Raw genomic sequence first — 26,264 nt, forward strand, 5'->3', positions numbered from 1 at the left:
TCATGAAGATAACTCTCGCCGGTTCGCGCCACTTCGGCGTCGAGACGCTGAACATGATGCGCGGTCACGGGATCGAGGTGATCCGCGTCGTGGTGGCGGACGGCGAGGACCGGCTCGCAGCCGCGGCGCGCGCCGCCGGCATCGAGGTCGTGGTGCAGGCGAAGCCGAAGCTGATCGCCGCGTCGGAAATTGCGCCAGGCACCGATCTGATCGTCACCGCGCACAGTCATGCCCTTGTCAGTAAGGAAGCGTTGCAGGTCTCAAAGCACGGCGGCATTGGCTATCATCCGTCGCTGCTGCCGCGCCATCGCGGCATCGCCGCGATCGAATGGACCATCAAGGAAGGCGATCCGATCGCCGGCGGCACGATCTATCACCTGTCGGAGCGGCTCGACGCCGGTGCGATCGCGGCGCAGGACTGGGTGTTCGTGAAGAAGGGCGAGACCGCGCGCGAATTGTGGGAGCGGGCGCTGGCGCCGCTCGGCCTGCGCCTTTTGGCGCAGGTGATCGATCAGGCCAAGATCAGCGGCAACGTGCCGTCGATGCCGCAGGACGAGCAGTTCGCGACCAACGCGCCAAGACTTGATGTGGAAAAACGGCTCGATTTAGAGAAGCCGCATGCCGCGCCGAAGAGCGCGGCATCGGGAGCGTAGGTTGTCCTGAGTTCCTTGCGGTCTTGGATCGTCCCGGATCCGGGATTTGTCATTGCCGGGCATAGCCGTTCGAAGAACGGCGTCGCTCCCGCTCGCCTGTGCCCCGGCAATCCATCCGCTTCTCGAAATGTTTTCTTATGATGGATCACCGGGTCGAGCCCGGTGATGACGATCGGATGTGTTGCGCGTTCGTCGCGCATTGCTGCTTCCCGTTATACCTCACGCCGCGCGCGTTTCGCCGACGCGGACGGCGCGCGACACCAGATCTCTCGCGTCAGTGATGCCGCCGGCGGCCTCCTGCACGATCACCTGCGCCATCTTCGCCTTCGTCGCCGGCGTGCGATTTTCAATGGCGATGTTCTCCACCGCGATGTCGAGAATCTTTCTCAAGGTGGCGACATAATCCGGATCGAATTTTCCCGGCGGCTGATTGATCATGTGCAGTCTCCATTCCATCTGCTGTCGTTCGGGGCGGTGAGCGAAAGCGCGGTTCATGCTTTCGATCCTGCCCGTCGTGAGCGGGCGGAACATGCCGCCGCAATGGGGCAGATCTGAGTCGCTTGCGCGAAGATACGACGACGTGAATTTGGAAACGCTCCAGTCACATTTCCTTAAAGACTTCCGTCACATTTCTTTCATGCGGTCCGATATGCCGCGCATGGAATGAAGCCGCTGAAATCGCACCACATCTTGTATGCGCGATTCGACAATTTATGCGGCGCAGGGCATGCTTTCACGCAGGTGTTAAATGGTTGCATGGAACACGAAGAAAATTTCTTTTTGTGCCGCGAGCGGCCGCTTCTTCACGATAAATTAATGCGAGGTCGACCGATGATTTTGAACATTTCCAGACGCGCCCGCGTGATGTCCGGCGCGCTCGCCGCCGTGGTGCTCGCGCTGCTGGCGTTGCCGCTGGCGGCGGAATACGTCGTGCCGAGCAAGCCGTTCCTGGAGAAGAACGCGTTCTATCTGCGCTCCGCCGGGTTCAGGATTCAACTCGCCGATGACGCCGCGGGCCGGCGCGCATTGAAGGCGCTGCCGCCGCATCGCTTCGTGATCCACGCCAGGGCGGCTGGCGGACCGCGTTATGTCTATGCCGATCCCGGCGTCTGCAATTGTATTTTCAGCGGCACGCTCGACAACTACAAATCCTATCTGGACATTCTGCGCCAGCCGATCCCCGGCGTCGCCGATGTCTCGCCGGATTACAAGACGCAGGCCAGTGCGCTCTTGATGGACGAGCCGGCCTATTTCGGTGCGCTCGACAACGATGACTCCATGGCGGATTACTTCCGCGACTATCTGTAATCCGGTCCACGCGTTTCTTGTGCGCTGCCACAAGAAGACTGCGCCCTTCGTTCACCTGTTCGCTGCTGGTTTTGTTTGTTAGCGTTGTGTGTTGTCCATTCAACACACGCTGACCGCGCGCCAAGTCGCGGCAGCCGGGAGGAACGAAATGGCTATACGTCGCGCCGCGATCGGCCTGATCGCGATGGGCTTTTCTGCATGTCTGTCCGTGACTGCTTTGTCTGTAAGCTGCGCGCTCGCGCAGGATTATCCGTCCCGCCCGGTGAAGTGGGTGGTCGGTTATCCGGCGGGGGGAGCGACCGATATTCTCGCCCGCCTGATCGGCCAGCGGCTCTCGGAGCGCCTCGGCCAGCAGTTCATCATCGAGAACAAGCCGGGAGCGGGCAACAACGTCGGCACCGAATCCGTCGTCAATGCCGATCCCGACGGCTACACGCTGCTGCTGGTCAATCCGGCCAACGGCATCAACGCCTCGCTCTATACCAAGCTGAGTTTCAACTTCATCCGCGACATCGCGCCGGTGGCGGGCCTCGCGCGGGTGCCGAACGTGATGATCGTGCCGCCGGATTTCCCGGCGAAGACGGTGGCGGAGTTCATCGCTTACGCGAAGGCCAATCCCGGCAAGGTCAACATGGCCTCCAGCGGCAACGGCACGTCGATCCATCTGTCCGGCGAACTGTTCAAGGCCATGACCGGCGTCGAGATGCAGCACGTGCCGTATCGTGGCTCGGCGCCTGCGGTCACCGACATGATCGGCGGCCGCGTGCAGGTGATGTTCGACAACATGCCGTCCTGCATCGCGCACATCAAGGCGGGCACGCTGCGCGCGCTGGCGGTGACGACAGCTGAGCGCTCCGCCGAACTGCCCCACGTGCCGACCGTCGGCGACACCGTGAAGGGCTACGAGGCGAGCGCGTGGTTCGGCATGGGCGCGCCGGCCAAAACGCCGAAGCCGGTGATCGACAAGCTCAACAAGGAAGTGAACGCGATCCTTGCCGAGCCCGCGATCAAGGCGCGGATCGCCGAACTCGGCGGCGTTACGCTGATCGGCACGCCCGCGGATTTCGGCAAGATCGTCGTCTCCGAAACCGAGAAGTGGGAGAAGGTGGTCAAGTTCGCCGGCGCGAAGGTGGATTAGGGGGAAGGCTTGTCATTCCGGGGCGCGAGCATTGGCGAGCGAACCCGGAATCTCGATGTTGTTTCCGATGAATTCTTTTTGCTCCCTCGCCCCGCTCTTGCGGGGAGAGGGTCGGGGTGAGGGGCGAACTCGCAACATATGTGATGGTGCAGGTTTTAATGAAGCTGCCCCTCACCCGGATTGCTGCGCAATCCGGCCTCTCCCCGCCAGAACGGGGAGAGGTGAAAAACAGGGCGCACCTCACACTCGACGTCGTCCCCGCGCAGGCGGGGACCCATACTCCCTGAGTCATCGTCTTGAGGGAGATGATGGAGCAACGCGCCATGTCGAATCTGGTGCTGGGCTATCGCGGCTGTCCATTGAGAGACTGCCGTCGCGCGCGGCCGTTGCCGGGGCGACTCCTCGCACGATTGCCTCACGCTGGTGAGGCGCATTCCGTTGTCCTATGAGCAGCAGAACAACGCGATCGAGGACATTTATCAGGCTGCGCTGCGCCGGCGTCGCGAGAGCAGGGGACGCAAGGAATCCCGAGGATGACGGTTGCGGATCTATGCCTCGACCCGCAGCGGCGCGGCGAGATCGACGAATTCTTCGTCGCCCGCGCTGCCGTCGCGCCACATCACCACGGCGAAACTCGCGCGGCGATCCAGCGCCATCATCGGATGGTGCCAGACATTGCCGCGGTAGGTGATGCCGACGCCGGCCGGCACGATGAAGGCCTGCAACGCGGCCGGATCGGGCAGGCCTTTCCTGTTGTGAGGCGCGACGCAGACCAGATAGCGGCTGGCCTCCAGCGGCAGGAAGGTCTGCGATGAAAAGCGGTGACGCTCCATCTTCTCAAGCGTCACCGGCAGCGCGACCGGCTCGACCACGGTGGTGTAGAGAGTCGTCCTTGCGCCAGCGCGCTGGTTATCGAGTGCGGTGGAGAAGTCGATGTTCGGCAGGCTGCGGGGGCTTGCGATCAGATCGCCGAACGGCGCGAACGCCACCGGATCGGCGATCCGCGCCTTTACTGCGATCAGTCCTGCACTGTCCATCGTCGCCCAAAGCCCTTTGGCCGGCGATGCTACTTGATCCCCGCCGCCTTGACGAGCGCCGCGCTGGCGACCGTTTGCTGCGCGACCAGCGCGTCCATCTCGCCGGGCTTCATCGGCCAAGGCTCGACGCCGAGTTTCTTCAGGCCGGCCTGCATGTCGGGGTTCGCCAACACCTTGCTGCCGCTCTCATACAGTTTCTCGACGACCTCCTTCGGCGCCTTCGACGGCACGAACACGCCGAACCAGATTGCGCTGTCGGCGTCCTTCAGGCCGATCTCAGGCGGGGCGGGAACATCGGGCAGATCGGTGACGCGTTTTGGCGTCGAGACCAGCAGCGCGCGGACTTGACCACTTTGAATCAGCGGCAGCGCGGTGGCCAGCGGGCAGAAGTAGAAATCGATCCGGCCGCCGAGAATGTCGGCGATCACTTCCGAACCGCCGCGATAGGGAACGTGGGTGACGTCGATGCCGGCGGCGAGGCGGAATTTCTCGGCGCTGATGTGAACCGCGCTGCCGATGCCGACCGAGCCGAAGGTGATGGAGGCGTCTTTCTTCTTTGCCGCCGCGATAAATTCCTGCGCCGTTGTCCATGGTTTCGACGGCGAGGTGATCATGACATTGGCGCTGTAGCCGATCATCAGCGCGGAGGAGAGATCCCTGGTGGCGTCGTAGTTCAGTTCGGTGAAGATCGCCGGGGCGATGGTGATCGCGGACGAATGCGCGAGGATGGTGTAGCCGTCCGGCTCCGCGCGGACCACGGTGGCGGTGCCGACTGTGCCTCCTGCGCCGGCGCGGTTCTCGACCACGATCGGCTGGCCGAGTTCGGTGGAGAGTTTCTCGAAGAACATGCGCGGCACCACGTCGGTGGCGCTGCCGGCGCCGAACGGGATGGTGGCCTTGATCAGGTGCGACGGCCAGGTCTGCGCGGCGGCCGGGGCGGAGATGAAGAGGCAGGCCAGAATCGCGAACCGCTTGAGGTGGGCCTGCATGCGCCGTCGTGTCATCGCCGCTCCTTGCATTGGTGTTTGCAGCATCTTGCCGCCAACACCGGTCTTGCAAGATCTATTCCGGGTGGGAGCGCGGTCTTTACCTCTCCCCGCACGCGGGGCGAGGGCAAAAGAAAAAGCCGGCCCGAAGGCCGGCTTTTGCAACTTGTGATGAGAAGGAGATCAGTACGCCGCTTCCAGCGCGGCGTGCTCCTGCTTGGCGACGGCGGTCTTCACCGCCGACTGCACCTTCTCGAAGGCGCGGACCTCGATCTGCCGCACCCGCTCGCGCGACACGCCGAATTCGGCGGCGAGATCTTCCAGCGTCATCGGCTCTTCGGCCAGACGCCGCGCCTCGAAGATGCGGCGCTCGCGCGGGTTGAGCACGCTCATCGCGCCGGTCAGCGCGCTGCGGCGATGATCGAACTCCTCGCTTTCCGCCATGATGGCTTCCTGGTTGGGCGAGGTATCGACCAGCCAGTCCTGCCATTCACCCGGCTCGCCGTCGTCCCGGATCGGTGCGTTGAGCGACGCGTCGCCGCCGAGGCGGCGGTTCATGTCGATCACGTCCTGCTCGGTGACGCCGAGAGAGGTGGCGATCTGCTTCACCTGCTCGGGGCGGAGATCGCCCTCTTCAAGCGCGGAGATCTTGCTCTTCGCCTTGCGCAGGTTGAAGAACAGCTTCTTCTGGTTCGCGGTGGTGCCCATTTTGACGAGCGACCACGAACGCAGGATGTACTCTTGTATCGACGCCTTGATCCACCACATTGCGTAGGTGGCAAGACGGAAGCCCTTTTCAGGCTCGAAGCGTTTCACAGCCTGCATCAGGCCGACGTTGCCTTCGGAGACAACCTCGGAGATCGGCAAACCATAGCCGCGATAGCCCATGGCTATCTTGGCCACGAGCCGCAGATGGCTGGTGACGAGTCTGTGCGCCGCATCGCGATCGTCATGCTCGCGCCAACGCTTGGCCAGCATGTATTCCTCCTGCGGCTCCAGCATCGGGAACTTGCGGATTTCGGACAGGTAATGCGAAAGACCGGATTCTCCGTTGAGAACCGGCAGGGTAGCGGCACGGGCCATGTTGCGCCCTCCAGAGTTCACGCCCCCGACAGCGGCGGGCGAGGCAGGCCATCTGCTGTGTCAAAGCCAGAAGCGCTGCAATGTTCCGCGCCGGGACGATCCCAGCGCAGGTGCAACATACTCCAGAACGGGCAGCCAAGGGAAGAACAAAACGGGGTCACGAACCTGTGACCCGGGTTAAATCTCTGTAACCATGCGTCTTTTTAGCGCATTGCCTTTAGTCTATTCCCCGCAAGGCCGCCTCAAGGAGAACCAAATCCTCCGGCAGCGGGGATTCCCAGTGCAGAATTTCTCCGCTCGAAGGGTGCTCCAGAACCAGCAAATATGCATGGAGCGCCTGCCGTCCGAGCGCGGTCAGCGCCGACTGGCTGTGGGGGCCGAGCTGGCGGGCCTTGGTCTTGAATCCGGCGCCATAAACGTCGTCGCCCATCAGCGGATGGCCGAGATGGGCGAGGTGGACCCGGATCTGGTGGGTGCGCCCGGTCTCGAGCTGGCAGGCGATCAGCGAGGCGACCGGCTTGCCGTCCAGCCCGGTGAAGGTTTCCAGCACCTCCCAGTGGGTCACGGCTTCGCGGCCGCCCTGACGCACCGCCATTTTCTCGCGGTTGTGCGGATGCCGGTCGATCGGCTGATCGATGGTTCCGGTCTTGCGGTTGGGAGCGCCCCACGCAAAGGCCATGTAGCCGCGCCGCATCTCGCCGGTGCGGCCGTGGTCGGCGAACTGCGCCGACAGCGACTGGTGGGCGCGGTCGTTCTTGGCCACCACCATCAGCCCGGTGGTGTCCTTGTCCAGCCGGTGCACGATGCCGGGCCGCCGCACGCCGCCGATGCCAGAGAGGCTTGCGCCGCAGTGGGCGATCAGCGCGTTGACCAGCGTGCCGGTCTCGTGCCCCGCGGCCGGATGCACCACGAGGTTTTTCGGCTTGTCGATGACGATGATATCGTCGTCCTCGAATACGATATCGAGCGGAATGTCCTCGCCTTCGGGCTCTGCGGGAGCTGCGGGCGGCACGTCGATTGTGATCGTATCCCCGGCACTGACATGATAAGCGGGGTCGCGAACCGGGGCAGCGTTGATGCTGACCTGGCCCGCAAGGATCAACGCCTTCAGGCGCGAACGCGACAGGCCGGGTGTGCGCGCGGCCAGCACGCGGTCCAGCCGTTGCGATCCTTCATCGCCCTCGACCGTGACCGTGAGCAGCCCCGAAGTCGCGTCGCGTTCGTTTTCGTCCTGATCGGAAGAGTCTTGTTGAGAAGAGCTTTGCATGTCTGAAACTGTTGCGCCCGAACCGACGCCCGAGCAAGCAGCGCTGATCGCGCGGGTGCGCCGGATGATGGTGATCGCAGGCCTGACCACGGCGATCGGTGTGGGGGCCTTGCTGGTCGCCATCGGCTACCGCCTTTTCCGCACCGATGGAAGCGTTCAAACGACCGATGTGACCGCCACGCTGCCGAAGGGGGCGCGGATCGTCTCCACCGCCGCCATCGGCGACCGGCTGGCGGTGACCGTCGACATCGGCGGCGTGACCGAAATCCGCACCTATGACGGGAAAACCCTGAAGCCGGTGGGGCGGCTCAAGTTCGCCGTTGAGCCATAAGCGCGATGCGCAGGGATTGCGCGGCCTGATAAACAGGCAAGACGAGCTGGCGCACAAAGATCAGCGGCGTTCCATACCACGCCCCGTTCCGCTCGTCGGGGAAACCTTCGACACCGGTCGGGATGACACGCGCGTCGGTGGTTCGGAACGTGCCGAAAATCGTATCCCAGATCGAGAAATAGACACCGTAATTCCGGTCGTGCAGTTCGGTTTGAATGGCGTGATGCAGACGATGCACGCGTGGTGACACGAACACCCGGTCAAGCGGCCCATAGCTGATGTCGATATTCGCATGCAGGAACATCAGGTAATATTTTTGCAGCAGGATAAAAACAAACGCCTGCTCGACGGGCACCAGAACCAGAGCGAACACGAATGACACGCCGAGTGTCCGGGCCAGGAGATCGCACGGATGCAGCCTGAATTCCGTCATGAGATTCATGGCGCGCTGCGAATGATGCAAGGCGTGGAAATGCCAAAGGACTGGCACCTTGTGGCGAATGACATGGCTGAGCCATGAGGCCAAATCAACCGTGATAAAGACAACAACCACACGCAGCCAGTTCGGCCAGTGTCCAATCAGGCCTGAGAGTGGCGGAACGTGGCGGCTGAAGAAATCCAGGAACAGAATGGCGAATAATGAGACGAACAGAAAATGGACCAGAAGTGAAACAACGCTAAATGCAGCGTCGAACACAAGCCCGCGCGGAAACGATGCCTGATCCGGATCGGCGGGCCATATCCGCTCAAGAATGAGTATGACGGCAAAGAACACGATAAACGAAGCCGAAATGAAAAAGGCCTCGAAATAGTCAGTGAAGCCTTTCATGCCGGTTGCGAAATGAATCGGGAAGGCTGAGGGCGCCATTTCGAGCGCCGAGATCACGAGGATCGCCAGCGGCACAGCCAAGGTAACAGCCGACACCGCGCCGGGATGCGCGGCGATCCAATCCTGAAATGTGGCCCGGTTCTTCATGTGAAGGTCCTATATCCAACTCGCAGACCCGGGAACAGGGAGGATTGGAATTCGGCAGGGGGTGCGGGAGCCTTGGTGCAATGCCCAGGCATGCCTTATGCCCTGGAGGTTGAGGGCAAGCGGACCGGCAGCGCTTGCAGTTGCGCCATTTCGAGGTTATTCCCTGTGCCGCGCTTGCTCCCTTCGTCTAGCGGTTAGGACGCGGCCCTCTCAAGGCTGAAACAGGGGTTCGATTCCCCTAGGGAGCGCCAGATTGTTGCGCAGGGTCGATTTTTCGGATCCCAAGATTCAACTCCCAAAATTAGAGACCATCTTCAAATTCTGAAATGAAAAAGGCCCGCCGTGAGGCAGGCCTTCAAACGAATATTGCGCGCCGTTAGTTGGCTTCTCACATTGCGTGACCGACGGAAGGGAGCCTTCGCGCCCTTCCATCTTCACATCGCTACGCCGCCTTGATGCTGGTGAGGAAGATTTCGACCTGGCCCCGCATCGTCTCCGACTGACGGGACAGCTCGCTCGATGCCTGCAGAACCTGATGCGCCGCGGCTCCGGTATCTCCGGCGGCCTGTTGAACGCCGGAAACATTCGCCGAGATTTCACCGGTGCCGACGGCGGCCTGCTGGACGTTGCGCGCGATCTCCTGCGTCGCCGACCCCTGTTCTTCGACGGCGCTGGCAATCGCCGCCGCGATCTCGTTCATTTCGTGAATCGTGGCGGTGATGCCCTCGATGGCGCTTGCGGCTTCGCCGGACGAATTCTGGATCGATGAAATCTGCGCTCCGATCTGGTCCGTCGCCTTCGCGGTCTGTTCAGCAAGACTCTTCACCTCGGCAGCAACCACCGCGAAGCCCTTGCCGGCATCGCCGGCGCGGGCGGCCTCGATCGTCGCATTGAGGGCGAGAAGGTTGGTCTGGCTGGCGATCTCGTTGATGAGTTTGATGACATCGCCGATTTTCGTGGCTTCGCTGGACAAGGTGTGAACCGTCTCGTTCGTGCGGAGGGCTTCGGCGACTGCCTTGCGGGCGATCGCGCTGGATTGCGAGACCTGACGGCTGATCTCGCTCACCGAACCCGACAGTTCTTCGGCGGCCGCCGCCACGGTTTGCACATTCGCCGAGGCTTCTTCGGTCGCGGCTGCAACCGCCGTTGCCTGGTTGCTGGTTTCTTCCGCCGTCGCGGTCATGGACGATGCCGTGACCTGCAACTCCGTCGTGGCGGACGCGACGGATTTCAGCACCACCGAGATGTCCGAATCGAACTGCCGCGTCAGGTCATCGACCTTGGTGGCGCGCGCGATGCGGTCGTTGATGGCGGCGGCTTCCTTGATCGCCAGTTCCTTGGCCTTGATCATGTTGTCCTTGAATACCAGCACCGCCTTCGCCATCAGACCGATCTCATCGGTCTTGTCAGCCGCGGGAATTTCGACGGAATGATTGCCGCCGGCAAGTTGCCCCATGGCGTCCACCATCTTGAGGATGGGTGGAACGATGGAACGGCTGGTCAGATAAACAACCGTGGCCGCGACGCCGACGCCGACGCCGAGAAGCACCCAGAGCAGGGTGGTGAGGAAATTTGTTTCGGCGACCACCGCGACTCCGTCGGCTTTCAGGTTGTCCTGCTGTCGCGTGACCATTCCGCCGGCGCGTGAGCCTGCGGCATCCTTCGTTCCCGCAAAAATATCGAGAAGTTTGTTGGCGCGGGGCGCGGCTTCGTTGGTGAGGAACCATTGCGCCATGTTCCAGCGATCCGAAGCCCGGATATCGAACATCTTCTGGGGCAGCGGGGAGAACTTGACGCGGGCGGCGACAAGCGCGTCGAATGCGCTTTGCTGATCCGGCGTCATTTCCGCTCTGCGCTGCGACAGCACGTCGAATTTTTGCTGATTGAGCCGCCAGAGTTCTTCGAACTCCGCCTTGAATGCGGGATCGGCGGTCAACAGGTAAGCGCGGATGGCGCCGATGGCCATCGCCATGCTGCCGCGCAGGTCGGCGAAGCCGATCAGCAGGCTCTTGCGCTTGTCGGTTGACGCGATGTTTCCCTCTTCGTCAATGATGGAGGTGGCTTTTTGCAGCATGAGCTTGGCCAGAGGCGCGGCCTCGATGGCCAGCATTTTCGCCGCGGGCTGTTCGTCGATCGTATGGGCGATCGTCTCCGCCTTGTCCTGCGCGGTGCGCAACTCATCGAGCAGTGGCTTGGCGGCCTGCCAGTCCTGCTTGTTCTGCGCGACGGTCCAGGATTTCGAGAGGGTGTCCATTTCGGCGCTATGGGTCTGGATGCTTTTCCAGAGCCCCGCGCGCTCGGCTTTGAACGCGTCGTTTCCGGTGATCAGCCAGCCGCGAAGCGATGCAAGCGAAGCATAAATTCCCGCGACCATGTCGCTCGCCGCCATCGCGGTTGGAACCCGCAGATTGACGGTCCGGTCGGTGGATTCACGAACGGAATGAACCTTGATGATTGTGGTTCCGACGACGGTCGCCAACAGAGCACAAAGCACGCTGAAACCAAGAATAAGCCGGCCCCGAATTTTCAGATTAAACAACGTCATGGTCGCTTCCTCTTATGTGGGCTTCCGCTTAAGGCCGCGAAAGTTCCATTTACACTGTTCGTTAACCATTAAAATTTGCTTAAATTTTAGGCATCGCGGGTGGCGCGGCGTTTTGCAACGACCGCGTGTGCGCGGAGACCGTCAACATTCGCGGCCATGCCCGCGCGCTGCCTTGGGCGGCGGAGGTCGCCCGGCCGGGATTTTCTGTGACGGGTAGCGCAGCGATCCCGGTGGGCCGACGAGAGCCGCGGTCAGGCGGGCGGAACGCCGAGTCGACCCCCAGCCGTCGCCGCGCACGTCACCGGACCATACGTCGTGGGGTTTGCCGCTAATTCCGATGCGTCGATCACGACCACGCGATCGATCACTATCGAAATCCAATGACATCCTTTCGCTGGATCGCGTTACCGAGCGTTGCGAACGTCGGAAGCGACATCGTGCGTCACCGGCTTGTCGAGACGAGACACCACAACACTTCACTCGCGCCGATTTGCTGCTCTGCACTCTCGGCCTGGGCGCATTGATCGCACCACGGGCAGGTGATTACATCGCACGCTGCCGGCATATCGCTCGCCGGTTTTTCGGGAAGGAAGTTCAATCACGCAAACGATCATCTGAAAATTTTGGCCGATCAACGGCCGATTCAAAAGGGAGGAGATGCCAATGACCGAGTTTACCCCGGATCGACGATCTCTACTCAAGGGCAGCGCGCTGACGCTGGCTGCGGCGGCAACCATGTCCGCCGATCAATTGCTGGGCCATGCCAAGGTCTGGGCGCAGACCGCGCAATGGAAGCCGGAGCCCGGCGCCACCATCAACATGCTGCGCTGGAAGCGCTTTGTGGAGGCCGAGGACGTTGCCTTCATGAAGATCGTGGACGCATTCCAGAAAGCCACCGGGGTGAAGGTCAACATCTCCAATGAATCGTTCGACGACATCCAGCCGAAAGCCTCGGTCGCGGCCAACACCGGACAGGGCCTCGACATGGTGTGGGGACTCTATTCGCTGCCGCATCTGTTTCCCGAGAAGTGCACCGACGTCACCGACGTCGCGGAGTATCTCGGCAAGAAGTACGGCGGATGGGCGCCGTCCGGAGAGGCCTACGGCAAACGCGGCAACAAGTGGCTCGGCATTCCGGTCGCCGCCAGCGGCGGTCTCGTCAACTACCGGATCGCGGCGATGCAGAAATGCGGCTTCAAGGAATTTCCGAAGGATCTCGGCGGTTTTCGCGAACTCATCGCCGGCCTCAGCAAGAACGGCACGCCGGCGGGCATGGCGCTCGGCCACGCCACGGGCGATGCCAATGGCTGGCTCGCCTGGGCGATGTGGGCGCATAACGCCTACACCGTCGACAAGAACAACAAGGTCATCGTCAATTCGCCGGAGACGGCGAAGGCGCTGGAATACGTCAAGTCGTTGTACGTGAATTTCATTCCGGGCACGGCCTCGTGGAACGACAGCTCCAACAACAAGGCGTTCCTCGCCGGGCAGCTTCACCTCACCACCAACGGCATCTCGATCTATGTTGCTGCGAAAAAGGAAAATCCCGCGATTGCGGCCGACATGGATCACGCGCATCTGCCGGTCGGCATCAGCGGCCAGGTCCGGGAGCAGCATCTCGGATTCCCGATCCTGATCTTCAATTTCACCAAGTACCCGCAGGCCTGCAAGGCGTTCACCGCCTTCCTGATGGAAGGACCGCAGTTCAATCCGTGGATCGAGGCGGCCGGCGGTTATCTGTCGCACTTCCTTTTGGCCTACGACAAGAATCCGATCTGGACGGCGGACCCCAAGAACACGCCGTATCGTGATGTCGCCAAGCTGGCGTCGACGCCCGCAGGGCTCGGCACCCTGAACGAGAGCGCGGCGGCGGCGATTTCGGATTTCGTGCTGGTCGATATGTTCGCCAACTATTGCACCGGCCGCGAAGACATCAAGGGAACGATGACGGGAGCGGAGCGGCAGCTCAAGCGCATCTATCGATCGTAACCTCTCTACCGTCATGCCCGGCCTTGTGCCGGGCATCCACGTCTTCAGATCCGAACAACAAAAGGCGTGGATGGCCGGGACGAGCCCGGCCATGACGAACTCCAAATAAAGGTTCGATGTTATTGAGTATGCACAACGCGCGAATGTTCCCGCGCGCGGCGATCACATTGCCGCGCGCGGACTGTTTCTTGCCGCACGATTGAGCAGATACATTCCGGGCCAGCGTCTGCCATGCGGTCACAAAAACCAGCACTGCACATTATCATTTCGACTCATTCGTCAGGCAAACTACACTGACCAACCCGAGGTCCGGCTGATTTCATGCCGGTCCCATCCGCATCCGTCCGGGTCCCGCTGATTTCACAGGACCGGCCCGCGGACACGCGCAATCGATGAGGTCATGATGCTCACGTCGCAGCAGTTGAACGAATTGTTTCCGGAGGAAAGCCGTCTCAAGGAGTGCGGCTTGCCGCCGCCGATCCATCAGCGCGAAACGCTGGTCAACGGCGTGCTGGAGCCGTGGCGCGGTCCCGTGGAGACGGTGCGTTCGGCAATCTGCGTGCGCAAGGCCGACGGCGCCTTGCAGCAGGTCGAGCTCGGCAGCACTCCGGTCGGCGGCGTACCGGAAGCGAGGATCGCGCTCGATGCAGCGGTCGCGGCCTATGACAGCGGACGCGGCGAATGGCCGACCATGACGGTCGCCCAGCGCATCGCCTGCATGCAGGACTTCACCCGGCAGATGGTGGCGCGGCGCGAGCAGATCGTGAACCTCATCATGTGGGAGATCGGCAAGACGCTGCCGGACTCGCAGAAGGAATTCGACCGCACTGTCGAGTACATCAAGGCGACCATCGACGCGCTGAAGAATCTCGACAACGACAACTCGCGCTTTACCGTCGTCGAAGGCACCATTGGACAAATCCGCCGGACGCCGCTCGGTGTCGTGCTCTGCATGGGGCCGTACAACTATCCGCTCAACGAGACCTTCGCGACGCTGATCCCGGCGCTGATCATGGGCAACACCATGGTATTCAAGCCGCCGAAGTTCGGCGTGCTGCTGTTTCAGCCGTTGCTTGAAGCGTTCCGCAGCGCGTTTCCCAAGGGCGTCATCAATACGGTCTACGGCAAGGGATCCGAGGTGGTGCCGATGCTGCTGGAATCCGGCAAGGTCAACGTGCTGACGCTGATCGGCTCCAGCCGCGTCGCCGACCATCTCAAGAAGATGCATCCCAAGGTCAACCGGCTCCGCGCCATTCTCGGCCTCGACGCCAAGAACGCGGCCATCGTGCTGCCCGATGCCGATGTCGAACTCGCGGTGAAGGAGTGCCTGCTCGGCTCGCTGTCGTTCAACGGCCAGCGCTGCACCGCGCTGAAGATGCTGATCGTGCATCGCTCGATCGTGGACAAGTTTCTTGCGCGCTTCACCGAGGAACTCGGCAAGCTGAAAGCCGGCATGCCGTGGGACAAGGGCGTCACCATCACGCCGCTGCCGGAATTCGGCAAGGTCGAGCACATGACGCGGCTGGTGGCGGACGCGAAAGAGAAGGGTGCGAAGGTCGTCAACGAAGCCGGCGGCACGAGCGGCGGCACGCTGTTCTATCCGGCGGTGGTCTATCCGGTGAAGGACGGTATGGCTCTCTATCGCGAGGAACAGTTCGGGCCGATCGTACCGGTGATGGCGTTCGACGACATCGACACCGCGCTCGACTACGTGATCACCTCGGAGCACGGCCAGCAGGTTTCGATCTTCAGCGAAGATCCGGCAACCATCGGCAAGCTTGTCGATCCCTTGGTCAATCAGGTGTGCCGCGTCAACATCAACTGCCAGTGCCAGCGCGGGCCGGACGTCTTCCCGTTCACCGGACGCAAGGACTCCGCCGAAGGCACGCTCTCGGTGCACGACGCGCTGCGCTCGTTCTCGATCCGCTCGATGATCGCGGCAAAACAGACCGAGGACTCCAAGCGGTTGCTCGACGAGATCGTGCGCGACCACAAGTCGAACTTCATAAATACTGGGTTCATTTTGTAGTTGATACAAACTTGCGGACGGCGCGCGCGCCTGCCGCGAGTTTCGATGCGATCTCGCCGCTGGCGCGATGCGCCGGGTAACGAATTCTCAACCAATTCGTGGTTACCAAATAGTAAACCCATTCGGAGTTCGCGCGCATGACCGACCATACTGCCGACGGCGGGATCCAGGATTCGTCTCACAAGGATTTGGACACTCACAGCGATGCGTCGCTGGTGCCGGACACCGGCGACATGATTTCGCATGAGGCGAAGGCCGCGGATGCGGCGGACGCCAGCGCGCCGACGGCTGCCGCGAAGCAGCCCTCCAGGGAAATCACCCTGCAACGCCTGACGCCGCACACGTCATGGGAGGATTATGCCTTCCGCGATGAGAGCGTTCTCGATCAGGCCGCCAATGCCGCCGCTCCGCCAACCGCCGGCCGCCGCATGTCGATTGCTGCGATTGTCACCATCGCTGCCGCGGTCGGCGCGATCGGAGGATCGCTGGCGACCGCGGGCGTGGGCCATTACCTGAAGAATGACCAGACCACTGTTGTCGCGGCGAGCGCTGCGGCGGAGCAGGCGCGGACGGTGGACAGCGCGATCGCAAAGATCAATGCCGACATCGCGGCGCTCAAGAGCAACAGCGCGGGGCAGTCCGCGAAAATCGCCGAGCGGGTTGAGAAGCTTGAGAAGGCGCAGGCCGAGCCGGCCGCGAAACTGGCGAAGCTGAGCGAGGCGGTTGATAAACTACGCGCGCCTGCGGCTGCGCCCGCCGCAACGGCTGCACCCGAAACCACCGGCTCGATCAAGACCTCGGCAGCGCAGCCGAACCGGCTTCCTGTTGTCGAGGGCTGGACGCTTCGCGAGGTGTTCGATGGCACCGCGACCGTCGTCGGCCGCGCGGGAATCTTCGATGTGATTCCGGGCGATCCGCTGCCGGGCGTCGGCCGCGTCGACGCGATCCGCAGGCAGGATGGCCGCTGGGTTGTCGTCACCAGCCGCGGTCTGATCGTCACGCGTTAAGCGTTGTTGTGGAACCCGAAGTTGCCACGATTTGACCGCTAAAATTTGAGTGTTCGCTTGAACGGACCAGCATGATCTCGCTGGCATGATGCAGCCTCTGATGAAGAGGAATGAGCATGCCAGCATATCGACTGACCCCGCGCCTCCATGTGGTTAACTTTTTCGCTCACGACGTCACCGACGTTGTGGGGGATGCGCCGCGTCCATCGAATGACAATAACTGCCCGTATTGCGGCGGTGTGCTCGAGCCCGGCGACAAGGCAGAAGATTGTTCGGGTTCCGGCGCCTGGCCGATGATCCCGTTCCCCAAAGGCTGGGGTGCGTCCTGCTAAGGAGAAGTTGCAACGCTCTCCTTGAGAGTGTCGCTTAATTTTCCCTTTAGGCCTGATCCGTCCGAAAACCGGTTCCCACTTTTCGGGATCAAGCCTTGCGCTTTCCGGCGAGATACAAAATCAATCCGAGCATGGTTAGCAGAGTCTGTACCGCGCCGATGGCGAGAGTCGCGCTTGCGATCGAGGCTGTCAGCAGGACGCCGATCGAGGCTCCCGCCATCTGAAGAAAGCCAACCAGCGCCGACGCGAGGCCGGCCCGGTCGCCGAACGGTTGCAGCGCCGTCGCGGTGACCAGCGGGCTGACCATGCCGAATCCGCTCAGGAACACCATCACCGGAATGAAATAGGTCCAGATCGAATGATCGGCCCAGTGCGCCAGCAACAGCAGAACGGCGCCCAGCCCGGCAATGCCGAGACCGATCACGGCCGCGCGGCTGTGCCCCAGCCTGATCGCGACCCGCGGCGCGGCCATTCCCGAGGCAAACACGGCGAACACTGTCGTTGCGAAGAATAATCCCACCTGGATCGGCGAGAAGCCCAGTCCATCGATCAGGATGCGCGGCGACACCGAGAACATCGCGAACAGCGCGCCCATGAACAGACCGATGGTTCCCGCCGGTGCGATGAAGCGCAGATCGGTGAGGAGGCCCCAGTAGCCGCGCACGATGGAGCCCGGCTGCATCGAGACATTGCCGTCGGCGCGGTGGGTTTCTCCGACATACCGGAAATAGGCCAGCGCAACGATGGCGCCGAACAGGCCGACCACGAAGAATTCCGAACGCCATCCGGAAGTGGCGTCGAGCAGTCCGCCGATCAGCGGCGAGAAGCCGGGCGCGGCTGACATCGCCACCATGATGAAGGCGAGGGCGCGCGTTAGATCTTCGCCGCTCAACAGATCGCGGGCGATGGCGCGCGACAGCACGGAGGCGGCGCAGGCGCCGAGCGCCTGAATGGTCCGGCCGACCAGCATCATCGGCAGCGTTGTCGAAAACTCGCACCAGATGCTTCCGGCGACGAAGATGCCGAGTCCGAACAGCACCGGTTTCCACCGACCATAGCGGTCGGACAGTGGACCGACGACCAACTGGCCGGCGGCAAAGACCGCGAGATAAACGCTGATGGTCGAGGACACCGCGGCCGTGGAAACATCCAGCGCCTTCGCCATCGAGGGCAGTGACGGCAGCAGGATGTTGGTCGCGAACGATCCGACGGCGGCGAGCGCCGCAAGCACCATGATGCGCGATGACATCGATGATCGTGCGGCCGATGCGGACAGCACGTCGTTTGCTTCGATATTCTGGATCGTCATTCGGGGGCCCCTTGTCGGGTTTTATTATATGACGATCATCATATTTAAAACCGGAGATTGGCCTCTGGCTGCCGCGTTTGGACAGCCCTCCCATGCACGAGGCGATGGTGAAACAAGCCGCCGTCGCCGCGAAACGACTGCGCGAAGGCAGCGAAATCCCGCCGTCAGACGCGACGCGGCGTCGCAGAACGCGGCCTTGAACTGGCCCGGCGGTGCTCACCATCTATCTGGAAATGTTGTTTCGAACAAAGCGCTCGCGAGGAGGCGGCGATGAGCTATTTCAAGACGGCGGTGCTGCTGGCAGGTCTGACGGCCCTGTTCATGGGCGTTGGCTATCTGATCGGCGGTTTGGGCGGCGCGGTGATCGCGCTGGTGATCGCCGCCGGCACCAACATGTTCGCGTACTGGAACTCCGACCGCATGGTGCTGTCGATGCACGGCGCGCAGGAGGTCGACGCGCGCAGCGCGCCGGATTTCGTGCGGCTGGTGGCCGAGCTTGCCGGGCGCGCGCAACTGCCGATGCCGAAGGTCTATCTGATGGACAATCCGCAGCCCAACGCGTTTGCGACCGGGCGCGATCCGCAGCACGCCGCCGTGGCTGCAACCACTGGCCTGCTGCAATCGCTGAGCCGCGAGGAACTTGCCGGCGTGATCGCGCATGAGCTGGCGCATATCAAGAACCACGACACGCTGATCATGACGATCACCGCGACGATCGCGGGTGCGATTTCGATGATCGCGCAGTTCGGCATGTTCTTCGGCGGCCATCGCGACAACAACGGTCCGGGCATCATCGGCTCGCTGGCGATGATGATCCTGGCGCCGCTGGCCGCGATGATCGTGCAGATGGCGATCAGCCGGACGCGCGAATATTCCGCGGACAACATGGGCGCGCGGATCTGCGGGCAGCCGATGTGGCTGGCGTCGGCGCTGGTCAAGATCGACAACGCCGCGCATCAGATCCCGAACATGGATGCGGAGCGCAGTCCCGCGACCGCGCACATGTTCATCATCAATCCGTTGTCGGGGCGGGGAATGGACAACCTGTTCTCGACCCATCCGTCGACCGAGAACCGTGTGCGCGAATTGCAGCGGCTTGCCGGCGAGCTGCCGCGTGGCAATGTCGCGACCGCGGCGGCGGGCGCGGCCGGCGGGCGTGGCCCGTGGGGCAGATCGCGCGGACCCTGGGATTGATCTAGGCCGCGCGTCGCAGAAGCAGAATAAGCAAAGGTCCGATTCAGCGTTTCTGAATCGGACCTTCCTATCAAACCTTGAGATTTTCCGCGGAGGTCTTGCCGCGGTTTGCAACTTCTTCGTACTCGACCGACTGTCCTTCGTTGAGGGAAGAAAGACCTGCCTTCTCAACTGCCGAGATATGAACGAACACGTCCTTGCCGCCGTTGCTGGGCTGGATGAATCCGTAGCCCTTCGTCGGGTTGAACCACTTCACAGTACCTTTAGCCATTCCGTCGTCTCCAAGAGGGTAAGACCTGTAACAAGCGTCGAACCCCGCGGATGGCGTGTCCAACGGCACGCACGATACGCGTTAAGCGTGTGCCTTGATAGCAAAAATGCCGTGCGCGCTTGCCGCAGCCGCCAGTTTCGCTCAAACTTTGCAAGAATCTGCGGTTTTTTACGCTGCTGCAACTGCGAAATGGGCGGTGATTGCCGACAGCGTTCCGGCTTTTTCGGCGGTATGGACCACCAGCGGCTCGACCCGGCCGCGGATCGGGACCTCCATCCGGGGCAGGTCGCCGGCCGGAACACCGGCTGTTTTCAGCACATCCTGGGACAGCACGACCTCGCAGGACAGGGTTTTGGTCATGTCCTGAAGCCGCGCCGCCACGTTCACGGAATCGCCGAGCGCGGTGAAGACCATATGCTCCTGCGACCCGATGTCGCCGATGATGACCTCGCCGCCGTGGATGCCGATTCCGAAGCGCAGCGGTTCCGGCACGTCTTCACCGAGAAATTCGTTCAGCGCATCGACACGGACCGCGATCCGCGCCGCCGCTTCGATCGCCTGCCGGCAGGCGGTCTGCGGATGGGTGGCGAGGCCGAACAGCGCCAGTTGTCCGTCACCGACGAACTGGTTCGGCTGGCCGCCGCATTCGACCACGGCCTGCGAGACCGCGGTGAGAAAGCGGTTGATGACGAAGACGGTATCGAACGGCAGCAGTTGTTCGGCGAGCTTGGTTGAGCCGCGCATGTCCACGAACATGCTGACCACATAGCGCTCCTTGCCGGGATGAACGGGCGCGGTCCTCGCCGCCGCCGACGGGCTCGCATGCGGCGGGAAGATCTGGAAGAAGGCGATGTCGCTGGTCGGGCGCAATTGGCAGGCGAGACGGATGGCGGGATCGCCCCCGGCGCCGACGCGATCCAGCACGAAGGTTTCGCGGTTCGACGGTTCGGGCAGCGCGCTGCAATCCCCGATGACGCGGATGCGGCATGTCGAGCATCGCGCCCGTCCGCCGCAGACGCTGGAATGCGGAATGTTGAACCGGGTGCTCGCCTCCAGCACGGTCAGGCCGACCGGAATGCGAATGGTCTTGCCGTTGCCGTAGGACAGTTTGACCAGGCCGCGGCGGCGCTCGCGCAGCAGACGCACGCCGCGGGCCGCGATCACGAGGCCGATCAGGCCGAAATAGCCGTACTGCGCATAGAGGGTGATCCGTCCCAGCAGTTCCTGTTGCGCGGCGGTGCCGGTCTTCTCCGCGGACAGATTGTCGGCGCGCCATTCCGGCGCCGCGCTGGCGCGCACGATGGTCCGGCCGCCCTGATAGAGACCGAGCAGGGCGAGCGTCGGCACGATCACGGCAATAGCGAGCAGCAGCGAGGAGATTTTTTTGAAATACGGTTTTGATCTGAACCAGAAGTAAAGTCCGATGCAGCCGTGGACCCATGCGATGAGCAGCACCGCGCAGATGAACCACTTGTTGTCCGGCGCGCTCACCCAATGGGCGAAGAAGACCTGCGGATAGTCGCGTTCGATGCCGAACAGTGGCGAGGCGAGCCGCACGCCGACAAAATGCGACAGGATGAGCGGCGGAATGCTGAGGCCGAACAGAAGCTGTGTGACCTCGATGCGGGTCCAGCGGAATTGTCGTCGCGCGTAGAGCGCCCAGAGCCCGAGTCCCATGTGAATGAGCACCGCGCCGTAGAATACGGTGAGGACCGGCCAGCTTTGCCAGAACAGCATCTGATAGTTGAGAAAATCCTCCATCGCGGCGATCGAGACGTTGCCGAGCGCATGATTGATGAAATGGCTGGCGATGTAGCTGAACAGCACAATGCCGCTGGCCAGCCGCACCTGGCGCAGGCCGATTCCGCGAAGATGCCGCGTGAAGGGTGAAACGGCTTTTTCTGCCATGCTGCGAACCGTCCGAATCCATGAATCTTGACCGACGATCCTGATCGACAATCCTGATCGCGCGCGCAGGAATTGTCCCGAGCGGTGAAATTTTATCGAAGAGCCGGGCCGGACGCCATGGGCGGCTCGACTTGGTAGAAGGGGAGCGGTTTGACTTCACGACCGGGGTCGCGGAAAAGCGAACCGCACCATGACCCCGGCGGCAGCCTGATCTGTCGTCCCGAGCCGCTGACCTCGATGGCCCAAATTCCCGCCGATGATACCGCCCCACTGCTGACGTCCCGCGAAACGCGTTTCGCGGCGCTGGCGCTGGCCGTTCTCGTGGCGTTGCAGGTGATCTACGCCGTGATTGCGGACCTGCGTACCGACGAAGCTTATTACTGGACGCTGTCGAAGGAATACGTGTTGTCCTACCTCGACCATCCGCCGATGGTGGGATGGCTGGTGCGTTTCGGCACGGCGATCTTCGGCGACACCAGTTTCGGCGCGCGGTTCGGCGGGCTGCTGGCGATGTGGATCGCTTGGGTCATTCTCGCCGACATCGTCTGGCGAGTGACGCGCAACAGGGGCGCGGTCGTGGTCGCGGTCCTGATGCCGTTCGCGGCTCCGGAGTACGGGTTGTTCGCGTCGCGCATCGTGCCGGATGCCGGGCTGATCGCGTCTTCTCTCGCCATGGTGTGGTCGCTGGTTCGCCTTACGGAAAGCAACGATGGCCGCTGGTGGCTCGCCGCCGGGTTATTCGGCGGACTGGCGCTGCTGTCGAAATACACCGCGATCTTTCTGGCGCCCGCGATTCTGGCGTTTCTGCTGGTGCCGCTGTGGCGCGCGCGCTGGCTGCGTAGCCCGTATCCGTGGCTTGCGATCATCGTCGCACTGCTGGTGTTCTCACCGGTCTTGATCTGGAACGCGCAGCACGACTGGGCGTCGTTCAAATTCCAGTTCATCCGCGCCGGCGCCGACCACGGCCTGTCCGCGCGGACCCTCGGCGATTTTCTCGGGCTGCAACTGGCGCTGGTCGGCCCGGTTCTGTTTCCGGTGGCGCTGGCGGGCACCGTGTTGCTGGCGTGGCGCGGTTATCGCCGGCAGCATCCGGCGTTCATTCTGGTTTCGACCTGCGCGCTGGTGCCGTTCGCGTACTTCCTGTGGAAATCACTGTCGCTGCGGATCGGCGACACCTGGCCGCTGGTGATCTGGCCGTTCGCTTTCGCAGCGGCGGCGATCAATCTTGACGCGATGGGCGGGGAAGGCCGTTCAGGCTGGATTGCCCGCACCGCTGCGCCGTGGGCGAAGGTAGCGCTGGTGCTCGGCTTTGTGCTGAACGTCGCGATTTTCTACTATTACAGCGTCAGCAATTTCGCGGTCGCTGCCAGACAGGACCCGGTCGCCAAGGAAGCCGGTTATGGCGAGATCGCGCAGCGTGCCAAGGCCGCCGCCGACAAGGCGGGCGCCACATGGATCGCGACGCTCGATTACAGAATTTACGCGGAACTGCGCTGGCATCTGAAGGACAGCATTCCGGTGGTGCAGGTCAATGAGCGCAGCCGCTTCATCGGCTTCACGGACACTGCCAGCGCAGCCATGAGATCGGGCATCGGGCTTTATGTCGACAGCGCGCCGAACGACGGCAACGTGATGGAGAAAGAAACGCCCGCGGTGTTTCGTGTTGTGGGGCAGGCGGACCGCACATGGCGCGGCGTGGTGATCGAGCCGTTCGTCTTCAAGACCGTCACCGGATGGACGCCCGATCTGTCGCCGCCTCCGGACTCGCCGTTCTATCGCTGGCGACTGCTGAACTGACAAAAACCCCGGCCGCATCACGCGACCGGGGTTTTCGATTCAGGCAACGCCCGGCATCAGTAGCAGACGTTCACGGTGCGCCAGCGGATGCCGTAGGGCGTGCGGACGCGGCGCTGCACGTAGCAACCGCTGTCGTCGGCATAGCCGCCGCTCACGATGACCGGGCTGAAACCAAATCCGAAGCCGTGACCATGGCCCCAGCCATGACCCCAGTGATGATGACCGTGCCAGCCGCCGGCGGACGCGGCGGTCGGAGCAAGTGCGGCTGCGCCAAGCGCAGCGGAAGCAGCAAGAACGAGAGCGAATTTGCGAAGCATGGCCGTTCTCCAAAGTAGCGCGATTGCGCGGGTTGACCGATATCCACCCCTTGCAGATTGGTCGCGCCGTCCGGACAACAGGTTCATGGGGACTGTTGATATTGAAAATGCTCGCGTTTTTGTAGGAGACGAATTTGGATTCGAAACGATCCGTCATGGCCGGGCTTGTCCCGGCCATCCACGTCTGACCGAGGCATCTCCAAGACGTGGATGCCCGGCACAAGGCCGGGCATGACGAGAGTTGGGAGTGATTGCTCGACGAATTGTCAGGCTAGCCTCACCCCTTCTCGTGCCCGCCACCCGCGCGCTTGAGCAGGTCCTTGGCGAGATCGGACAGCGCCGGGCGGGGCAGTGCGGCGAACGGCAATGGGCGCGTCACGTCGATGGCGGCAAGCCCGAGCCGCGCGGTGAGCAGGCCGTTGAGCAGGCCTTCGCCGAGCTTGGCCGACAGCTTCGCGGTGATACCGTGGCCGAGCATTTGTTGAATCAGGCTGTCACTGGCGGCCATGCCGCCGGTCAATGCCAGATGCGCCACCACATGGCGCATCAGCCGGATCATGCCCAGCGTGCCGGGGCGGCCGCCGTAGAGCCGCGCCAGTTGCCGCACCAGCCGCAGCGCCGCGGCGAACACGAACAGCATGTCGATCACCGCGCCGGGGCTGACGGCGGTGACGATGGAGACGCGCTGCGCGGCACTCGACACCAGCCGCCGCGCTTCCTGATCGAGCGGCGTCATCAGTTCGCGCTCGGCGAGCCGGATCATGTCCGCGCCGTCGATGATGTCGCGGCCGTGTTCTTCCAGCGCCGCGCGGGCGCGGGCGAGTTTCGGATTGTCATGCGCCACTTTCAGAAGATCGCGGACAATGGCGTCGCTGTCCTTGCGGTCGTCACTGAGCAGCACCGCGTTGGCGCGGGCGTGCAGCTTCTCGATGGTTTCGAGCCGCGCGAGACTCAAGGCTTCGCGCGCGATGATGACCACCAGCGCCAGCACCGCGAGAATGGCGAAGACGAGGCCGATATAGCCGAGGCTCGTGCTGCGGTTGAACAGGTCCTCGACCAGATTGGAAATGCCGAGGCCAAGCCCGAGCGTGACCAGCCCGGCAAGCGCGATCCAGAACACGGTGACCCAGCCGAAGCCCTTGCGCACCGGCACTGCGGGTTCGTCGATGGGGACGGGCAACTGCGCCGGGTCGGATTCCGGCGTGATGTGGACCTTTCCGCGCGCGGGGCGTGACGGATCGTCCTCGGCATCCATCAGGATGACGCGGGGATCGTTGAGCTTGAACGCCGCCGGCTTGCGGGGATGCGGCTTGTCGCTCATTGCAGCTTGTCTCCGATCAGGAACTGAAGCGCGCGGTCGAGACGGATATGGGGAAGCGCGGGCTCTTCGCCAGCCTTGTGGTCGAGCAGCGGCGGACGAAAGCGCAGGAAGCGGAAGTCGGTCTGGTCGGATGCCCCGCTGTGAAGGCCGCGGAACGCGCCGTCGCCGCTGAACAAGTCGTCGGGCTTCGCCGGGAGATCGCCGGGAAAGGTCGCGGCTTCGGTGTCGCCGTCGAACACCTCGCCGCCGGACATCTCGCCTTGTTCCGGCGTGCCGAGGATCGAGGGCAGTTTTTCGCGGCCCTGCTGCACCAGTGCCTCGCGCGTCGCCCGCACGGCGGCCAGCGCCACCACATCGACCGAGGCCCCCGCGAACGCGGCGCGCGAGGCGGCGCGCTCTACCATGCGCTTGAGGATGGCTTCCAGCCGGTCGTGACTGGAATGGTGCAGGTGATCGGCCTTGGTCGCGGCGAACAGGATTTTATCGATGCGCGGCCGGAACAGCGAACTGACGAAGGTGCTGCGGCCGATGTTGAAACAATCGAGAATTCCGGACAGCGCGCCTTCGAGATCGGTCAGCGCCTCAGGTCCGGCGTTGAAGGCCGCGAGTGCATCGACCAGCACGATCTGGCGGTCCAGCCGCGCGAAGTGATTGCGGAAGAACGGCCGCACCACGACATCCTTGTAGGCCTCGTAGCGCCGCCGCATCATCGCCCATAGTGATCCTTCGGGCGCGATACCGTCCTGCGGCACATCCAGCGGCGCAAATGTCAGCGCGGGCGAGCCCGCAAGATTGCCCGGCATCAGGAAACGGCCGGGCGGCAAGAGACTCATGGCGAAGCGTTCGTCGCGGCAGGCGCGCAGATAATCCGTGAACAGCTTTGCGGCTGTGAGCGTCGCCTGCTCATCCTCGCGCTCTTTCGGGGCGAGTGTCGCGAGATGCGCATGCCATTGCGCTGCGAGTCGTGCGCGCGGCTCGCGACGGGAGAGCGCAAGGCTCTCCATCGACCATTGCTCGTAACTCTTGTTCAGCAGCGGCAGGTCGAGCAGCCACTCACCGGGATAGTCGACGAGATCAAGCGTGAGCTGGCGCGACGCGGAATTCTTGCGCTGGTAGTCAATCACGAGCCGCAGCTCGCTGATGTCCACGGTGGAGTGCGGCCAGCGCCGGTCCTCGATCAGGGTGCGGACATGGCTCTCATAGGCAAAACGGGGAACGGCGTCGTCGGGCTGCGGCTCCAGCCGCGCCCGGGCGATGCGCCCTGTTGCCAGCGACTCGAACACCGGAAAGCGGCCGCCGCGCAGCAGGCCATGCACCAGCGCGGTGATGAACACCGTCTTGCCGGCGCGTGACAGGCCGGTGACGCCAAGCCGCACGGTGGGATTGAACAGGCTTTCGCCGTATTCGATCAGCGAGCGAACCGAAAGTCTTGCTTCCTCGACAATGTCCGAAAAGCTGGGTGCCAT

At 62.9% G+C, this 26,264-nt stretch carries 22 protein-coding genes and 1 tRNA gene; 10 read left to right on the plus strand and 13 right to left on the minus strand.

Going from position 1 to position 26,264, the window contains the following annotated elements:
* Positions 1-2 precede the first annotated feature (2 nt).
* Positions 3-653: a formyltransferase family protein gene (locus tag LVY71_RS05930; protein ID WP_235098888.1), complete on the plus strand. Its 651-nt coding sequence runs from the start codon at positions 3-5 to the stop codon at positions 651-653.
* 219 nt (positions 654-872) lie between these two features.
* Here LVY71_RS05930 and LVY71_RS05935 read toward each other — a convergent pair whose 3' ends face one another.
* Entirely contained in the window at positions 873-1,091 is a 219-nt protein-coding gene (locus LVY71_RS05935; RefSeq protein ID WP_235098889.1) for a hypothetical protein, read from the minus strand.
* Positions 1,092-1,484: 393 nt separating this feature from the next.
* Here LVY71_RS05935 and LVY71_RS05940 point away from each other — a divergent pair, with 393 nt between their 5' ends.
* Together LVY71_RS05940 and LVY71_RS05945 are read left to right on the plus strand one after the other, a co-directional pair.
* On the plus strand, positions 1,485-1,961 hold the full coding sequence (locus tag LVY71_RS05940) for a hypothetical protein (protein WP_235098890.1): 477 nt from the start codon (positions 1,485-1,487) through the stop codon (positions 1,959-1,961).
* 148 nt (positions 1,962-2,109) lie between these two features.
* The gene (locus tag LVY71_RS05945; RefSeq protein WP_235098891.1) at positions 2,110-3,099 is read left to right on the plus strand and encodes a Bug family tripartite tricarboxylate transporter substrate binding protein; all 990 of its coding nucleotides are present in this window, start codon (positions 2,110-2,112) and stop codon (positions 3,097-3,099) included.
* A gap of 548 nt (positions 3,100-3,647) precedes the next feature.
* On the opposite strand, the gene LVY71_RS05950 is transcribed toward LVY71_RS05945, so the two are convergent.
* The 4 genes from LVY71_RS05950 to LVY71_RS05970 form a co-directional block, all read right to left on the minus strand.
* A complete protein-coding gene (locus LVY71_RS05950) occupies positions 3,648-4,136 on the minus strand; it encodes an ureidoglycolate lyase (protein WP_235098892.1) in 489 nt (162 codons plus the stop codon).
* A gap of 29 nt (positions 4,137-4,165) precedes the next feature.
* The gene (locus LVY71_RS05955; protein WP_235098893.1) at positions 4,166-5,140 is read right to left on the minus strand and encodes a Bug family tripartite tricarboxylate transporter substrate binding protein; all 975 of its coding nucleotides are present in this window, start codon (positions 5,138-5,140) and stop codon (positions 4,166-4,168) included.
* A 165-nt stretch (positions 5,141-5,305) separates the two neighbouring features.
* Complete coding sequence (rpoH, locus tag LVY71_RS05960; RefSeq protein WP_349629878.1) at positions 5,306-6,205, minus strand: RNA polymerase sigma factor RpoH; 900 nt, start codon at positions 6,203-6,205, stop codon at positions 5,306-5,308.
* A gap of 217 nt (positions 6,206-6,422) precedes the next feature.
* Positions 6,423-7,472, minus strand: coding sequence for an RluA family pseudouridine synthase (locus LVY71_RS05970; RefSeq protein ID WP_235098895.1), 1,050 nt, complete (start codon positions 7,470-7,472; stop codon positions 6,423-6,425).
* Between LVY71_RS05970 and LVY71_RS05975 the strand changes: the two genes are divergently transcribed.
* On the plus strand, positions 7,471-7,803 hold the full coding sequence (locus LVY71_RS05975; RefSeq protein ID WP_235098896.1) for a hypothetical protein: 333 nt from the start codon (positions 7,471-7,473) through the stop codon (positions 7,801-7,803). The genes LVY71_RS05970 and LVY71_RS05975 overlap by 2 nt on opposite strands.
* Here LVY71_RS05975 and LVY71_RS05980 read toward each other — a convergent pair.
* Positions 7,781-8,779 carry a sterol desaturase family protein gene (locus tag LVY71_RS05980; protein ID WP_235098897.1) on the minus strand — a complete coding sequence of 333 codons (999 nt, stop codon included), beginning with the start codon at positions 8,777-8,779 and terminating at the stop codon, positions 7,781-7,783. The two genes, LVY71_RS05975 and LVY71_RS05980, sit on opposite strands and share 23 nt — an antisense overlap.
* A gap of 176 nt (positions 8,780-8,955) precedes the next feature.
* Here LVY71_RS05980 and LVY71_RS05985 point away from each other — a divergent pair.
* Positions 8,956-9,030: transfer RNA gene (locus LVY71_RS05985), tRNA-Glu, on the plus strand.
* Between the two features lie 191 nt (positions 9,031-9,221).
* Here the strand turns inward: LVY71_RS05985 and LVY71_RS05990 are convergent.
* Positions 9,222-11,324: a HAMP domain-containing methyl-accepting chemotaxis protein gene (locus LVY71_RS05990; protein ID WP_235098898.1), complete on the minus strand. Its 2,103-nt coding sequence runs from the start codon at positions 11,322-11,324 to the stop codon at positions 9,222-9,224.
* 663 nt (positions 11,325-11,987) lie between these two features.
* On the opposite strand from LVY71_RS05990, the gene LVY71_RS05995 reads away from it, so the two are divergent.
* The 3 genes from LVY71_RS05995 to LVY71_RS06005 all read left to right on the plus strand — a co-directional run bounded on the left by LVY71_RS05995 (position 11,988) and on the right by LVY71_RS06005 (position 16,349).
* Complete coding sequence (locus LVY71_RS05995) at positions 11,988-13,313, plus strand: ABC transporter substrate-binding protein (protein ID WP_235098899.1); 1,326 nt, start codon at positions 11,988-11,990, stop codon at positions 13,311-13,313.
* Positions 13,314-13,713: 400 nt separating this feature from the next.
* The gene (locus LVY71_RS06000) at positions 13,714-15,342 is read left to right on the plus strand and encodes an NADP-dependent glyceraldehyde-3-phosphate dehydrogenase (RefSeq protein ID WP_235098900.1); all 1,629 of its coding nucleotides are present in this window, start codon (positions 13,714-13,716) and stop codon (positions 15,340-15,342) included.
* A gap of 137 nt (positions 15,343-15,479) precedes the next feature.
* On the plus strand, positions 15,480-16,349 hold the full coding sequence (locus LVY71_RS06005) for a hypothetical protein (protein WP_235098901.1): 870 nt from the start codon (positions 15,480-15,482) through the stop codon (positions 16,347-16,349).
* Positions 16,350-16,769: 420 nt separating this feature from the next.
* Here LVY71_RS06005 and LVY71_RS06010 read toward each other — a convergent pair whose 3' ends face one another.
* Positions 16,770-17,990, minus strand: a complete 1,221-nt coding sequence (locus LVY71_RS06010; RefSeq protein ID WP_235098902.1) for a multidrug effflux MFS transporter — start codon at positions 17,988-17,990, stop codon at positions 16,770-16,772.
* A 270-nt stretch (positions 17,991-18,260) separates the two neighbouring features.
* On the opposite strand from LVY71_RS06010, the gene htpX reads away from it, so the two are divergent.
* Positions 18,261-19,184 carry a zinc metalloprotease HtpX gene (htpX, locus tag LVY71_RS06015; protein ID WP_235098903.1) on the plus strand — a complete coding sequence of 308 codons (924 nt, stop codon included), beginning with the start codon at positions 18,261-18,263 and terminating at the stop codon, positions 19,182-19,184.
* Positions 19,185-19,254: 70 nt separating this feature from the next.
* Here htpX and LVY71_RS06020 read toward each other — a convergent pair whose 3' ends face one another.
* Both LVY71_RS06020 and LVY71_RS06025 read right to left on the minus strand, forming a co-directional pair.
* On the minus strand, positions 19,255-19,455 hold the full coding sequence (locus LVY71_RS06020; RefSeq protein ID WP_235098904.1) for a cold-shock protein: 201 nt from the start codon (positions 19,453-19,455) through the stop codon (positions 19,255-19,257).
* Between the two features lie 168 nt (positions 19,456-19,623).
* On the minus strand, positions 19,624-21,363 hold the full coding sequence (locus tag LVY71_RS06025) for an adenylate/guanylate cyclase domain-containing protein (RefSeq protein WP_235098905.1): 1,740 nt from the start codon (positions 21,361-21,363) through the stop codon (positions 19,624-19,626).
* Between the two features lie 237 nt (positions 21,364-21,600).
* Here LVY71_RS06025 and LVY71_RS06030 point away from each other — a divergent pair, with 237 nt between their 5' ends.
* Positions 21,601-23,160 (plus strand): glycosyltransferase family 39 protein, encoded by a 1,560-nt coding sequence (locus LVY71_RS06030; protein ID WP_235100024.1) that lies wholly within the window; start codon positions 21,601-21,603, stop codon positions 23,158-23,160.
* Positions 23,161-23,216: 56 nt separating this feature from the next.
* On the opposite strand, the gene LVY71_RS06035 is transcribed toward LVY71_RS06030, so the two are convergent.
* The 3 genes from LVY71_RS06035 to LVY71_RS06045 form a co-directional block, all read right to left on the minus strand.
* Positions 23,217-23,477, minus strand: a complete 261-nt coding sequence (locus tag LVY71_RS06035) for a hypothetical protein (protein ID WP_235098906.1) — start codon at positions 23,475-23,477, stop codon at positions 23,217-23,219.
* Between the two features lie 277 nt (positions 23,478-23,754).
* Positions 23,755-24,798, minus strand: coding sequence for a YcjF family protein (locus LVY71_RS06040; protein ID WP_235098907.1), 1,044 nt, complete (start codon positions 24,796-24,798; stop codon positions 23,755-23,757).
* Entirely contained in the window at positions 24,795-26,264 is a 1,470-nt protein-coding gene (locus LVY71_RS06045; protein ID WP_235098908.1) for a YcjX family GTP-binding protein, read from the minus strand. Before LVY71_RS06045 ends, LVY71_RS06040 begins: the two co-directional genes overlap by 4 nt.

The organism is Bradyrhizobium sp. G127 (assembly GCF_021502575.1).
Taxonomy (GTDB): domain Bacteria; phylum Pseudomonadota; class Alphaproteobacteria; order Rhizobiales; family Xanthobacteraceae; genus Afipia.